Annotated in this window: 11 protein-coding genes and 1 pseudogene; 1 reads left to right on the top strand and 11 read right to left on the bottom strand. The window is 32.8% G+C overall.

Going from position 1 to position 13,659, the window contains the following annotated elements; translation table 11 throughout:
* Nucleotides 1-65: 65 nt before the first annotated feature.
* The 4 genes and pseudogenes from pstB to AAHF52_RS00260 form a co-directional block, all read right to left on the bottom strand.
* Nucleotides 66-824, bottom strand: a complete 759-nt coding sequence (pstB, locus tag AAHF52_RS00245) for a phosphate ABC transporter ATP-binding protein PstB (protein ID WP_012481738.1) — start codon at nucleotides 822-824, stop codon at nucleotides 66-68.
* Nucleotides 821-1,609: a 4-hydroxy-tetrahydrodipicolinate reductase gene (dapB, locus tag AAHF52_RS00250; protein WP_264376830.1), complete on the bottom strand. Its 789-nt coding sequence runs from the start codon at nucleotides 1,607-1,609 to the stop codon at nucleotides 821-823. Before dapB ends, pstB begins: the two co-directional genes overlap by 4 nt.
* 215 nt (nucleotides 1,610-1,824) lie before the next feature.
* The gene (locus AAHF52_RS00255) at nucleotides 1,825-2,604 is read right to left on the bottom strand and encodes a hypothetical protein (RefSeq protein WP_019236315.1); all 780 of its coding nucleotides are present in this window, start codon (nucleotides 2,602-2,604) and stop codon (nucleotides 1,825-1,827) included.
* A gap of 123 nt (nucleotides 2,605-2,727) precedes the next feature.
* Nucleotides 2,728-3,633 (bottom strand): annotated as a pseudogene (locus AAHF52_RS00260) (hypothetical protein); the annotation flags it as partial.
* A 214-nt stretch (nucleotides 3,634-3,847) separates the two neighbouring features.
* Here AAHF52_RS00260 and AAHF52_RS00265 point away from each other — a divergent pair.
* On the top strand, nucleotides 3,848-4,861 hold the full coding sequence (locus tag AAHF52_RS00265; RefSeq protein ID WP_264376686.1) for an IS110 family transposase: 1,014 nt from the start codon (nucleotides 3,848-3,850) through the stop codon (nucleotides 4,859-4,861).
* 84 nt (nucleotides 4,862-4,945) lie between these two features.
* On the opposite strand, the gene AAHF52_RS00270 is transcribed toward AAHF52_RS00265, so the two are convergent.
* From AAHF52_RS00270 to AAHF52_RS00300, 7 genes are all read right to left on the bottom strand, one after another.
* Nucleotides 4,946-5,800 (bottom strand): hypothetical protein, encoded by an 855-nt coding sequence (locus tag AAHF52_RS00270; RefSeq protein ID WP_264376829.1) that lies wholly within the window; start codon nucleotides 5,798-5,800, stop codon nucleotides 4,946-4,948.
* Between the two features lie 123 nt (nucleotides 5,801-5,923).
* The gene (locus AAHF52_RS00275) at nucleotides 5,924-6,733 is read right to left on the bottom strand and encodes a hypothetical protein (RefSeq protein WP_264376828.1); all 810 of its coding nucleotides are present in this window, start codon (nucleotides 6,731-6,733) and stop codon (nucleotides 5,924-5,926) included.
* 133 nt (nucleotides 6,734-6,866) lie between these two features.
* On the bottom strand, nucleotides 6,867-7,571 hold the full coding sequence (locus AAHF52_RS00280; protein WP_264376827.1) for a hypothetical protein: 705 nt from the start codon (nucleotides 7,569-7,571) through the stop codon (nucleotides 6,867-6,869).
* A gap of 74 nt (nucleotides 7,572-7,645) precedes the next feature.
* The gene (locus AAHF52_RS00285) at nucleotides 7,646-8,809 is read right to left on the bottom strand and encodes a phage major capsid protein (protein ID WP_052264865.1); all 1,164 of its coding nucleotides are present in this window, start codon (nucleotides 8,807-8,809) and stop codon (nucleotides 7,646-7,648) included.
* A 702-nt stretch (nucleotides 8,810-9,511) separates the two neighbouring features.
* Complete coding sequence (pyrF, locus tag AAHF52_RS00290; RefSeq protein ID WP_012481735.1) at nucleotides 9,512-10,192, bottom strand: orotidine-5'-phosphate decarboxylase; 681 nt, start codon at nucleotides 10,190-10,192, stop codon at nucleotides 9,512-9,514.
* Between the two features lie 43 nt (nucleotides 10,193-10,235).
* Nucleotides 10,236-11,402, bottom strand: coding sequence for a hypothetical protein (locus tag AAHF52_RS00295; RefSeq protein WP_214303371.1), 1,167 nt, complete (start codon nucleotides 11,400-11,402; stop codon nucleotides 10,236-10,238).
* A 137-nt stretch (nucleotides 11,403-11,539) separates the two neighbouring features.
* Nucleotides 11,540-13,636: a hypothetical protein gene (locus tag AAHF52_RS00300; protein ID WP_264686120.1), complete on the bottom strand. Its 2,097-nt coding sequence runs from the start codon at nucleotides 13,634-13,636 to the stop codon at nucleotides 11,540-11,542.
* Nucleotides 13,637-13,659: the final 23 nt, after the last annotated feature.

Below are 13,659 nucleotides of genomic sequence, written 5' to 3' on the forward strand. Positions count from 1 at the left end.
AACCCCCTATCACAATAAACTTGATAAAATTATACATAGAAAAAATTAAAATATCAATTATTAAGCTAATGATCCAGAATATACTCCTTCGTTAAAGGAGACTGAGCATTTTCAAAGATTTCTTGAGTACTTCCGAATTCAACAATCTTGCCATTGCAAAAGAAAACTATGCTGTCAGATAATTTTTTAGCTTGCTTCATCGAATGAGTTACCATAATTATGGTGAACCTCAATTTCAATTCTTGTATAAGATTTTCGATTGCATTGGTTGCCATTGGATCAAGAGCAGAGCATGGTTCATCCATTAATAAAATAGTTGGCTTTACTGCAATTGCACGAGCAATGCATAATCTTTGTTGCTGGCCACCAGATAAATTTAGTGCACTATCTTGCAATCTATCTTTCAACTCTTCCCATAAACCAACCTTAGTTAAACTACTTTCTACTATTTCATCTAATTTTTGCTTATTTTTCACCATGCCATGCAATTTAGGCCCATAAGCAACATTATCATATATTGACTTTGGAAAAGGATTGGGTTTTTGAAATACCATACCAACTTTTGCTCTGAGCAATACAACATCCATATCACGTGAATATATATTACCCAGCCCATCGATTACCAGCTCACCGGTCGCTTTACATCCAGGTACGTAATCATTCATACGATTAAAACAACGCAAAAATGTCGATTTACCGCACCCAGAAGGTCCGATAAAAGTTGTGACTTTCTTTTTGCAAATATTCAAATTTATATCGAATAAAACTTGTTTAGAGCCATACCAAAGATTTAAATTTTTAACGAAAGCGTATTTATCGTTCATACTAAATCCTGCATTGAATAAAGTCCTGGAGTTTTATTCTCGCACAACCATATTGCTGCCTGAACCGCCCCTCTAGCAAACGTTGTACGATCAATTGCCTTGTGATTTAATTCTACTCGTTCATCGGAATTGACAAACATGACACTGTGATCTCCTATTACTCCACCTCCACGAGATACTGCAAAGCCTATTCCTCCTTTCCCTCTTATATTTGAATTATTATGTGAATATTGATTGAGCTCAAAATCCACTTTTGCAGCGTTAGCAACTGCTTTACCAAACTCTATAGCTGTTCCAGATGGTGAATCCTTTTTTAAATTGTGATGCATTTCCCAAATTTCAACGTCATACTCATTACCTAAAAGCTTGGCAGCTTCTTTTACCAATTTCAGCAACACATTAACTCCTATACTCATATTTGCTGACCATAATATTGGAACTTTAGCAGCATAGTCTTTTAAATTTAGACCTTCTATTCCAGTTGTGCCACTAACTAGCGGTTTTTTAAATTTCACGGCCGCCTTAAGGCATTCTAGCATACATTCTTTAGTTGTAAAATCTATTACAACATCGGACGATTCAAATACCTCACTAATAGAACTTGTAACTTTGATTCCTAAATTGCAATTATTGCCTACAATAGGCCCAATATCTAAGCCTATATACTCACTGCCCAAGCGAGCAACAGCACCTGCTATTTCCACTTTGGTATTCGTAATTAATTCATTGAGTATTTTCTTACCCATTCTGCCTAAGCAGCCTATTACTCCAACTCTGATTTTCATAAAGCTTTTTCCACTATGTTAGGCTTTTTTTGAAGCTTTGTCATCTTTATAAGCTTAGCATATTTAGCCTTACACTGATAAAACTATAGCTATACATCGATGAATCTATTGAAAATTGATACGAAAAATTGTAATTAGTCAATTTTCTCCTATGGAGAAAACTTATAAAGAAAAAAAGAGCACCAAAGGAGGTGCTCTTTTGTGAAGGGTTTATTTTAATAATAACCGTTTCTTACTTTGATCGGATTAGATATTTGTGCTTCTGGCACTTCAACTGTTGGACTTGGTTTTGTACCTTTTTCATCTTGTTGTGCCGCAATAGGATTATGCTTATCCAACGCTGTACCTTCAAACGGCTGATTAGATATAATACTATCTACTTTAATCTCTGTTACATCATCTTTCAATCCTAACATTTCTTTTATATTGTAGGCGTTATCTTTTTTACTCTTAATTTTATTAAGATTTAAATACTCGCCATTTTCATTCTTTTTTGTTACTTCTTCTATAAGTACATTTTTGATCTCACTAAAGCCCGTATCATTACCAACGATTTTATATTCATTTTTACCGCACTTTACATATACAAGTAGTTTTTTCAATAAACTAGATTTAGCACTGAGACAATTGAGATTTTTATACTCTCCTTCTGCTAAAGGTTTCTTTAATGAAAGAAAGAATTGGTTATCCTCAAATTTAATCTCACCTACCGCTTTAGGTTCATCATTTAATCTTTCTGGAAAATTTTCTGCTGGCTCGACGTTTATATCTGTTTTAGATACAGATTCTTCAGTCTCATTTTGCATAGGGGTGCTAACAGTTGGACTTTTATTTACATTCTCATCTGAAGGTCTCTTTGGTGATATATTTTTTTGAGCAGCATTTGCTTTACTGCTAAATAACCAATTCCAACCTGATGAAACTTTTTTTGTAATCCATGAGATTCCTGTACGATAAGCAATCGACTGAAAAAAGTTTTTTATACTTTCCCACATACTTTACTCCTTAAATTAATAATTTAATTATTATATATAAAATTTAATTTGTCAATTTTCCCTATGAATAAAACTTATAAAGAAAAAAAGAGCAACAAAGAAGATGCTCTTTTATGAAATTAACTAGCAAGAACAATTATTACTCGCAAGCTTTTCTTCAACTATTAGTCGAATAAGTAACGAATTTGGTACTACTTCATCGCAAAGCAATCTTCTTATTTCTGAGCTTCTTGCTTTTGATAAGTAGTTAGATAATTCTTGAGAAAACTTCAATCTTGCTTCTTCTGGAATAAAAAATGCATCATGAAAATCACCATCTAATTCCTCTTCTGCATCATAAAACTTCTCTTGTTCATTATCCTCATTATGTTGTATTATCTTGTTACTAGCATCAGTATTATGCTCATCTTTTTCTTTATGTGCATTAACTAATAGAGATTTATTATAGTTAGCGTTCTTTGCTTCCAGACTAGTAGTTTCTGAACTTGGCACGCCATTATTTGTTGGCGCTTTAAAACTTTCAATAGAATCTATTACAACAAATGTTGAACCTTTCTTGAAGCCTAAGGACTTTTTCATTTTCCATACATGAAAAAGTTGGAGTTTATCTTTTTGTAGTATATTAATAATTAGAGATACGGAACCATCATCGTTATCTCTTTTACTAAAATTAATATTAAAATCATTTTTATTGCAGTGTATTTTCATACGATATTTACCTTTGTTTCTTGGATGCTTATAATCCTCTAGATTTTGTTGAATATCATCTGCAAGACGTAGTTCTAAGTTTCCGTTAAAAATGTTGATAGTAGAAGATTCTCTTGTTACTGCCAATGGATCAATAGTTGTATTGTCACCCGCTTGTTGTGCCGTAATAGTAGGTGTTATAGATTCAAATGGCTGATTAGATATACTACCCACTTTAATCTCTGTTACATCATTCTCCAATCCTAACATTTTTTTCACATTCTCAATACTGTCTTGAACTAATATTTTATCGCTATCGATATACTTCCCATCTTGTATCTTGTAAAAAGCATCTAATGTTTTAAGCTTAAGCATTAGGTGGAGGAGGGAAGAACTCTGTTTCCCCTCTTAGATATAAAATCTGTAAGAAAGATAAGAGTTCCCTCCTCAAAAGTATAGGCTGGACGGTATCGTAGAAAGACCTAAATGGCTCTAATTCTGTATCCACAAGGTTAGCCTTACTTTTCGTTTTAAATGGTAACGTATGGGGTTATATATGATCAACAACTTTCTTGGAATTGATGTATCAAAAGATCGCTTTGATGTTTTTCTTTCATTCATAAGTAAAAAAGAAAAGCGTGAAACTAGGAAAAGAAGCTTTAAGAACGATGATCTTGGGTTTCAAGGTCTGCTGAGTTTTCTACAAAAGCATAATGTGGAAGAAGTAAAGTCATGCATGGAGGCTACTGGTTGTTATAGCGAAGCTTTGGCTGAATTTCTGCACAATGCTGGACATTTTGTTAGTGTTGTAAATCCTTATTGTATTAAATCTTATACAAGGAGTAAACTCGTAAGACAAAAGAATGATCAGACTGATGCAGAAATTATTGCTGATTATTGCCAAAGACAGGAACCAACTCGTTGGACACCACCTTCTTCTGAAATGAAAAAATTAAAACATCTTTATCGTTGCTCAGTTGCGTTAAAAGATGAATTAGCATTAGTAAATAACCACCTAGAAAAAAAAGAGAGACTGCCTAAAGAAGTTGCAAATGCTTGGGAAGACCTTGCAATGAATATAGCTCAAAAAATAGAAACAATAAAAAACTCCGTACGTGAACTATTAAAGCAACACAAAGAGTTGTTGGAAAATTTTCAACTTCTACTGACTATTCCAGGCATAGGAGAGGAATCAGCAGTAGCTATTTTAGCTGAAATCCCTGACATAAAAGCTTTTAGAGATGCCAGGCAATTGGCAGCATATACAGGAGTTATACCGAAAAATATAACATCAGGTTCATCTGTACATTCTAAACCAAGATTAAGTAAATCAGGTTCACAAACATTACGTAAGGCCCTTTTCTTTCCTGCCATAGTAGCCAAGAATCACAATCCTATCATTGTGAGTTTTTGCCAAAGACTAAAGAAGAAGGGTAAGCATAATATGGCAATTGTGGGAGCTGCAATGCGTAAGCTACTCCATATCATTTTCGGTATCCTGACATCCAAAAGTGCTTTTGATCCAAATCATATCAAGAATTACAGAACTAGGATGTTGACTGTAGTTTAAAATCAAAAAATGCTTCCAATCCATTCAACATATTCACTAACTGTAATCTGTGTACTGTTACACAATCAGAAGTATTTTTTGATTTTATGATACAGCTTGAGTAATTTTTTTGTTGACTAGCAAGACAGTATCTTTGTTCTTCTCTATTATCGATTCTACAATTAAATGTTTAGCAAACTCAGGAGAATTAATACTCCTACCAGTAATGCAATATTCTCCTTTATTACACTTTAGATATACAAGAAACTTAGGATGATATGCGTTCTTGGTTAAACTACTTTTATAATCCTTAATGTTTATACACTCTTCCAAATTTAACCAAAAGTTATTCCCTTCAAATTCAAGCCCACCTACTACTGATGTTTTTTTTGTTTTTAATGGCTTGTAATTTATCTTATTCACTTTAACGAACTCTTTGTTTTTACCTAAGCCTAATACACGTATCATTTCTAATGGATTACTTAATACAGAACCTTCATCAATTTGTTTCTTTACTGAAGTTATTGACACAGACTTCCTCTCACCACCTATATTTTTCTGTGAGCGATAAGGACCAGTAATATGAAAATCTCCACTGTCACATCTTACAAATGCATGAAATTCATCATATTGATATGGATTTTTATATTTCTCTTCAAGGATTGTATAATTTTTATTTATCATAGTTAATAGTAGTTCACCATCGATAACTTCAAGACAAACTTTGGGTCTATCTATCTGCTTTGGCAGTATTAGTTGATTACCATCTAGAGTTTTTGGCAACGTATTATTTTTATTTACATTCTCATCTAAAGGTCTCTTTGGTGATATATTTTTTTGAGCAGCATTTGCTTTACTGCTAAATAACCAATTCCAACCTGATAAAACTTTTTTTGCAATCCATGAAATTCCTGTGTGATCAGCAATCCATTTAAAAAAGTTTTTTATTTTTTTTAACATATCCACTCCTTAAATTAATAATTTAATTATTATATATAAAATTTAATTTGTCAATTTTCCCTATGGAGAAAACTTATAAAGAAAAAGAGCACCAAAGGAGGTGCTCCTTTTGAAGGGTTTGTTTTAACAAGAACCGTTTCCATTTACACTGGGATTAGTGACATAATGTCTCTCTGTTGATGATACTCCAATTGTTGGACTTGGTTGTGTAACTTCTGCATCATAAAACTCCTCTGATTCAGTAGTCACTTCCTTATTGTTAACCGTTTGTTGTGACGTAGTAGGATTAAGATTATGCTGCTCCAACGCTGTACCTTCAAACGGCTGAGTAGATATATTATCTACTTTAATCTCTGTTACATCATCTTTCAATCCTAACATTTCTTTCACATGCTCAATATTGTCTTGAACTAATATTTTATCGTCATCGATATAATTACCATCTCTATTCTTCTTTATTATTGATTTTACAGATATACCATAACAATAATAGATAGAATTACCAACACCAGTAATGCGATATTCTTCTTTATCACATCTTAGATATATAAGAAGATTAAAAAGGGGTTCTACCTCGTTTTGACTACCTTGATAATCCTGAACTTTTATACTCTCTTCCAAATTTAAAAATAAGTAATTATCTTCATCAAGTTCAATATAACCTACTCCTTTAGGCTCATCATTTGATTTTTCTGGAAAATTTTCTGCTGGCTCGACGTTTATATCTGTTTTAGATACAGATTCTTCAGTCTCATTTTGCATAGGGGTGCTAACAATTGGAATTGTATTACTTTTATTTTTATTCTCACCTGAAGGTCTTTCTGGTGATGTATTTTCTTGAGTAGTATTTGCTTTACTGCTAAACAACCATTTCCACCCTGATGCAATTTTTCCTGCAATCGACTGAAAAAAGTTTTTTATTTTTTTTAACATACTTTACTCCTTAAATTAATAATTTAATTATTATATATAAAGTTTAATTAGTCAATTTTCTCCTATGGAGAAAACTTATAAAGAAAAAAGAGCACCAAAGGAGGTGCTCCTTTTGAAGGGTTTACTGCAATTATTATGCACTAACACATAGACCATTACTAGCAGCTGGTGTTGTTGTAGAACTAGCAATTTCTGATTTAGGAACTATAATCGGATCTTTAGATATCTGAGTTATGGCAACGGTTGCTTGCTTTTCATTCAGACCTAAGATCTTCTTCATTGCGGCCAATTCGTTAGACGAAGTTTTATTATCCCCAGATACTACTGACTTTATATTCAAGAATACACCATTTTTCTCAACTTTAGGTTCATCACAAGTAATACGGAATACTTCTTCTTTTTCGGACTGGACGTATTGAGTATATACTTTTAAACGATCACTAATCTCAGTCAAATTAAGATCAGGATTACCACTAAGACCTATATCACCACCAAAAACTTCACCTGTATGGTTTATCATTACAAATAGTTCCAGCTTTTTATTAGGTATTTTTTCACAAATACCGGCAATAATAGGTGGTTTATCATGTTCCTTAGATTGCGTAATATCAGCTCGACTGTCATCACCATTGCTATGGATTGAATAATCTGCAGCTACTGGCTTCTCATGATTAACTGTATTATCCAAAGTTTTTGTTAATGTCTTGCTTGAAAACTTTCCTTGCTCTGATGATAAATTTTGTTTAGCATTACTTGGTTTACCACCAAACAAACACTTCCAGCCTGATGCAATTTTTTTTGCAATCGACTTAAAAAACTTTTTTATTTTTTCTAACATATTTTACTCCTTAAATTAATAATAATTTAATTATTACATAAAAAGTATAATATGTCAACTATTTCATAAAAATTTTAGTACTTGCTTGCAATTTTCAATAATTTAATAGCACTGGTGTTGACAACCTCCCCACCGACACGCTTAGTAACAAAAAATCTAACATAAGGTTTGTTTGTATAAGGGTCTCTCAATATTCTCATTCCTCTGTTATCCACGATCTTATAAGCTTGTTTGAAATCTGCTACTGCAATCATTGTAGGTGGCATATCAGCAGATTGATATACCGGTATTCCCATCAAAGTATCTGGAGTTTCAAGCGATAAACTCGGCTGCCAAAGATACTGACCTGTTTCAGATTTTAGTAGCCTCACGTCCTTTAACGTACTTCTGTTCATCAAAAATGATGCATTTTTAGAGTAATGTTCATTTAGAGAGTAGTACAATATCATTATGGCATCGCTGTCTAGCTTATCAGCTTTAATTTGCTCTATCTTATTATGACCATTTCCATTTTCGTAAGCTAAAATTCCTTTAGGTTGAAAAGTGCCATCACCTTTAATGAAGGCTTCATTCTCTTTCTTACTGAAAGTTTCGGCAACCTTTTCTACAAGCCAACTTTCAACATTGACAAATGCATCATCGAGCAATTTTTGTGATATTTGCGGCTGAGCATAGAGCTCGTAAGTTGTGATGGAAATCTTTTGAATTTTAGGTGTACTTGTGTCTTTTGCAAAATCATATTTGGATTTATAGCCACCATCTTCATCTTCTACTGTTTCACCACTCCAACCTGCACCAGCACGGTCACAATCTTCTATAATATAATCCAGCGTTTCAGTAGAGATTCTTTGACTAGAACATATTTGCCGCATTGGAGATGAATCAGCTATACGCTTGTTTATCCGTTTTACAATGTGAGGAGTAACTAAATACCCTCCAATATCATTGTCATCTCCACTTAGGGTTTTGTGTGATAACCTGTTTTCCATTCCTTTGCGGATATAATCAGAAAAATATTTATCACCTGTATTAAAATCTGTGCTAATCTCTGGGCGTTGAGCTGAAGTTTCAATAAAATCTAAGCGCTCTTTGCAATTATCAATATTACTATTTATCTTGCATAGCTGCTCAGGTCCTTTGCTTTCGATTTCTTTTAGTTTGCGATCATTTATTAATTTAAATTGCTCCCATGATGAAGCGAGTTCATTAACACGGTGAGCGATATCAGTAAGTGACATAATAGCCTCCTTTAAAAATAAAATTAGAATAGTATTGTAGTTTGAAGGTAATCTTTATCAGTAATCTCAGTACCTTTTTGTTGTCATGCAAACTGCATTCAGAAAAAAGACCGGTGAATGGCAGCTTAGTATAACTCAAACGCTTGTTTACAATATGGATCCCAGTGCTGGGATGGCGCCCTTATGGTAAACAACGTTCATACAACTGTATATGTATAATGCTCGCGCCTGCCATTCACCGGTCTTTTTTCTCGATTCTAGCATTGGCTTCATGGTAGATACAAATGAACGTAAGCTACTTGGTAGTGAGAAAAAAATAATAATGATTACTTGTTGAAGTAAAAAAAGGTAGTGTAGTATTACACCACGGTAAATATTATACTTAATTGTTAGCACTATACAGCATCCATTTTTTTGTGTCAAGCATTTTTTTTCGCTGCGTATCTGTTCAGAAGAATGTGCAAATAAAGTACGTAGCTGTACAAATTTGCCAAAACAATAAATGGTATCCTTTGATTATCCTCTTTTTATCATTTCAGTCACAGCTGTACGAACATTGTGGCAATTTGCATAGTAAACAGTGTCAAGCACTGGGATGACACCCATTTAGTTATCTTTTCTCGTCTACCTTGTTTTGCCACCCTGCTGAACGGATACATACCGTTTGTTGCTTTTACTCTATGCTACCTTATCTGCCCTGCTTCAATCAGTAAGGGATTTCAATATTAACTCTGCACTACTTGCGGGATTGCTACTCTCTGTAATGGGTCTGCCAATTACGATATAATCAGCTCCTGAATTTATTGCTTCTTTTGGTGTTGCTGTCCTTTTTTGATCATCATGACCTCGATTCATACGGATTCCTGGAGTAATAATTTTAAAGTCTTTACCACATTCTTGGCGCACTTCTTGAGCTTCTAGTGCAGAGCAAACTACTCCATGTAGTCCAATCTTTTTTGCAAGCTTTGCTAGCAAAATTACCTGTGATTTTGCCTCCCTTGCTACTCCGAGTTCACTCAGATCTTCATTGCCCATACTAGTTAGTACTGTTACTCCAATTAGCTTTATTTTCTTTCCTTGCACTATACTTAGTGCTTCTTTAAGCATTTTTGTTCCACCACTGATATGCAATGTTAGCATTTCAACATCTAGAGCTTTTATTGCTTCAACTGTTCTAGCTACAGTGTTTGGAATATCATACAATTTTAGATCTAAAAAAATTGGTACATTGCATTTTGCAACTTCTCTCACTCCAGAAGGACCATGTGCAGCAAAAAATTCTAACCCAAGTTTTACCATGCCAACCTTATCACGCAGACCATTAGCCCAAGATATGGCTTCATTCAAATCTTGTGTATCCAGTGCGCATATTATTGGGTTCATTATCTTGTATAATTTTTTTTATAATAAGAGTAATTGTTGCATTTTACAATCCATATTCAGGGATTGGTCCACTTGCAATGCTTTGTACAGACACTGAACACGATAATCTGGTCGGAGTGGGTGAACGACTGGCATATCCAAGATCTTCCTGTAAAGAATCAGACGTTTCCTCCGATGTTTTGGAACCTTTCATTGGCTTGAATTGCACAAGCTGCCCTAATATAAATTTTATTTTCTGAGTCTCCCCTAATATTATTTTTTTGCTATAATCTTTAATTGTTTCATTTTCTCTTATTGATTCTTCTATCTTATCTATCACATATTGAAGTTGTTTTATTTGACTGTCTCGCTCTAAAAGTGAATTTCTTAAATTTTTCACTTCGTTATTACAATCTTGTCTTATTCTGTCTAACTCAAAAGATTGATTTTTAATTAAACCGTCTGCTTTATCTAGCTCTTCAAATTTCCTTTTTAACTCTTGAGATAAGTTTTTATTTTTCTGATCAATTTCTTTAAATTTACATTGTAATTCATCTAATTTCACACAAAGTTCTTCTTTTCTTTTATGTAATTCTTCTTTTTTCATATACAGTATATGTTTCTCTTTACGTAATTTGTCTATTTCCTTAGATAACTCCTCTTTTTCTTTAGATAATTTCTCTACTTCCTTATATAATTCCTCATATTTATCATTGTCTATTTTTCTTTTCAATTCGATTATAAGTTTTTTCCTCTCAGTTAGATTAGCTTCTTTTTCCTGTAACTGTTTACACAAATATGAGATTTTATGGAGTAGTTCTTTTTCTTGTGCAGCAAGCTCATCTTTCTCCTTCGTTACTTTTTCTAATTCGTCTGTTATTCCAATTATATGGATCATTTTTGCTTCTAATTTCTCCTCCAAAGATTTTTTTTCTTTAAGAAAAGATTTCCTCTCAGTTTCTATTTTTTGACCAAATTTTCTTTCTTCCTCGTATAAATTGTGCTTTTCTTGAGTCAACTCACGCTCTTTGTGAGCAAATTTCTTCTCCACTTTACTAGTGTCAATAATTATTTTATACAAAATCATAAAAGCCAAAACAGATAATACAGCTAAAGCGAGAATTAAAGAACTAGGTACATTAATAAGCGCTAAAGATGTAAGTAACGTGAGAGTAGCCAGAGAACTAGCTATAAAATAAAATGTATTATATTTATTAAGTAAATTGCTCATCACCTATACACAAAACTGCAGCAGTCTTGTATATATTGATTAAAATTGTCTTACCTGTAGAGGAGAACACTTATCACAATTTTACCAGTGATAAACTTTAGTTGATATTCTAACTAAACTCAAAATGCAAGGTGGCATCAGACAGGAGTAGAACATCTACTAGAATATCCAAAATCTTCTGAATATGAAGCTTCATCCAGCTCTTTATTTGGTAGTGCTGATAAATCTCCATTACTTATATCTGAAGGAGGAAGGCTATCATTAGTTTGTACAGATATTTCTTCAATTACTCCTTTTATTTCTTGATCACTGACTCCAACATTCTTGATTAATTCCTCCAATCTATTCAAAATCTCTAATACAGTTTCCTGCGATATAATCACTTTATCTCCTTCTCTTACATTCTCTTTGAACAAATATATCATGTTTTTTGCCAAATCTTGTGCTAAGCTCACACGATTCTGATGAACTAATGAAGATTGATCATTCAAATCTGAAATTTCTTCTTTTATAGAATGCTTCTCAAATAGTAACTCTTTGTACTTTTCATGTTGAATTTGACTTTCTTCCTCCAGATTGATGCTATAATTTTCCAACTCTTCACTGTTTTTTCTTTCTTTATTAAGAATTTTTTCTAACTCTTTAATCCTACTGAAATATTTAGTTTCTTTCTCTTCCGATTGCTTACTTAGTTCTTCTAAATCTACAGTTAGTTTAATCACTTCTTGAGTTTTTTCATTTAACTTTTCTTGTAATCGTTTTTTTTCTTCTTCTGAATTACATAATCTAGATTCTAAACTAAAAACTTCCCCCTTTTCTTCTTCCAACAGCACCTCTAACTCTGCTATTTTTTTCTTTTTCTCTTCTAAGTATATTTCCAATTCTGTTATTTTTTGACTTTCTAATTCGTGTGATTGACTTTCTAATCTCTGGATTTCACCATACTTACCATCCAACTCTTTTTGAGTATCATTCAATTTTTGTTTTAATCTTTTATTTTCATTCACTGCTACAGCCACACTGTACTCTAATTGCCTTATTTGATCCTTTAGTCTTTGTACTTTAACATCTAGACCTTCAGCAAATTCTTCTAAATCTTGCTTTTCTTGCACTAATTCAGCTTTTTCTTTACTTAACTTTTGTATCTCTTTTTGCGCTTTCCTTAACTTCTCCTCTAACTTTTCCTTCTCTACTTTTCTCCTTTCAAATTCACTCTCTACCGAATCACTTAGCTGCCCGAATTTTTGTGTTATTTCAGCCAAAACCTCATTTAATTGCCTTACCTTTCCATTTAACTCCTCTATCTCTCTCACTTTCTGCTGCAATTGTTCTGACATAGTTTCTTTATCTTCAGTCAATCTTGTATTTTCTTTTTCCAATTTATTAATTCTTTCGTTTAAGCTGTCATCTACAACTTGTGCAATTTTGTCTTGCATTTTAGTACTGCCTATTTGAGCTTCTTTGCTGCCAAGCTCAATTTCTTGAGTTGTTTGAATGTTAATATTTCTATTACTATTTTCTATCACAATCTCAGATGATTTATGATTGCCTTTCTCCTTATTTCTAAATTTTATTTGATACAAGAATAAGTTACCTATTTTTACATCTTTATTTGCTTTCAATTGATCATCAGTAACACGATTACGCTCGATAAGTTCTATACCATTAGCATCAATATTAATTATAATAGTGCACTTTTTTCCGTCCTCATCACACCAATTCAGAGTCATTTCGTATGCACCATCAGTTACAACATAGTGCCTTATTCCTTCTTCAGAAACAAAACCGTGCATTCCATTTTTTCCATTGCTATGCAGAGTTGAAAATCCTGAAATTCCATTATCTTGACAGAAATTACTATTCAAAAACTCACTGACTTTGAATTTGTTTTTATTAGCTCCCAATTTAACTTCTGCACAACTACCATATATTGACACTGTTTCAACACCATTTGCAATATACCCATTCAATACTTTTTTAGCCTCATCTTGAAGCTCTGGTCTAGCTTCTTTTATATTATTGAAATCTTGGATAACGGCTTTATATACTTCATCTTCATTAAAATTGGCATTGTATTTTATTAAAAAAGATAATATGTGAAAACTAGCTACAGCAGTGTGAATTGATTTATTCTTTTCTTTTATCTTACCGAGCAAAAACAAAAACCTTTGAATGAAGTCATGATAATCATCTTTTTGCTCTTCAATTTTATTATTATATGAATTACCAATCATTATTACCTCACAACTAAATAATT

Origin of the sequence: Wolbachia endosymbiont (group B) of Melanargia galathea (assembly GCF_964030625.1) — a bacterium.
In the GTDB taxonomy this organism is placed as follows: Bacteria; Pseudomonadota; Alphaproteobacteria; order Rickettsiales; family Anaplasmataceae; genus Wolbachia.

Coding starts and splice junctions, on each gene's coding strand:
- AAHF52_RS00295 (WP_214303371.1), bottom strand. CDS start 11,402: ATGAGCAATTTACTTAATAAATATAATACATTTTATTTTATAGCTAGT.
- AAHF52_RS00280 (WP_264376827.1), bottom strand. CDS start 7,571: ATGTTAGAAAAAATAAAAAAGTTTTTTAAGTCGATTGCAAAAAAAATT.
- AAHF52_RS00265 (WP_264376686.1), top strand. CDS start 3,848: ATGATCAACAACTTTCTTGGAATTGATGTATCAAAAGATCGCTTTGAT.
- AAHF52_RS00300 (WP_264686120.1), bottom strand. CDS start 13,636: ATGATTGGTAATTCATATAATAATAAAATTGAAGAGCAAAAAGATGAT.
- dapB (WP_264376830.1), bottom strand. CDS start 1,609: ATGAAAATCAGAGTTGGAGTAATAGGCTGCTTAGGCAGAATGGGTAAG.
- AAHF52_RS00275 (WP_264376828.1), bottom strand. CDS start 6,733: ATGTTAAAAAAAATAAAAAACTTTTTTCAGTCGATTGCAGGAAAAATT.
- AAHF52_RS00270 (WP_264376829.1), bottom strand. CDS start 5,800: ATGTTAAAAAAAATAAAAAACTTTTTTAAATGGATTGCTGATCACACA.
- pstB (WP_012481738.1), bottom strand. CDS start 824: ATGAACGATAAATACGCTTTCGTTAAAAATTTAAATCTTTGGTATGGC.
- pyrF (WP_012481735.1), bottom strand. CDS start 10,192: ATGAACCCAATAATATGCGCACTGGATACACAAGATTTGAATGAAGCC.
- AAHF52_RS00255 (WP_019236315.1), bottom strand. CDS start 2,604: ATGTGGGAAAGTATAAAAAACTTTTTTCAGTCGATTGCTTATCGTACA.
- AAHF52_RS00285 (WP_052264865.1), bottom strand. CDS start 8,809: ATGTCACTTACTGATATCGCTCACCGTGTTAATGAACTCGCTTCATCA.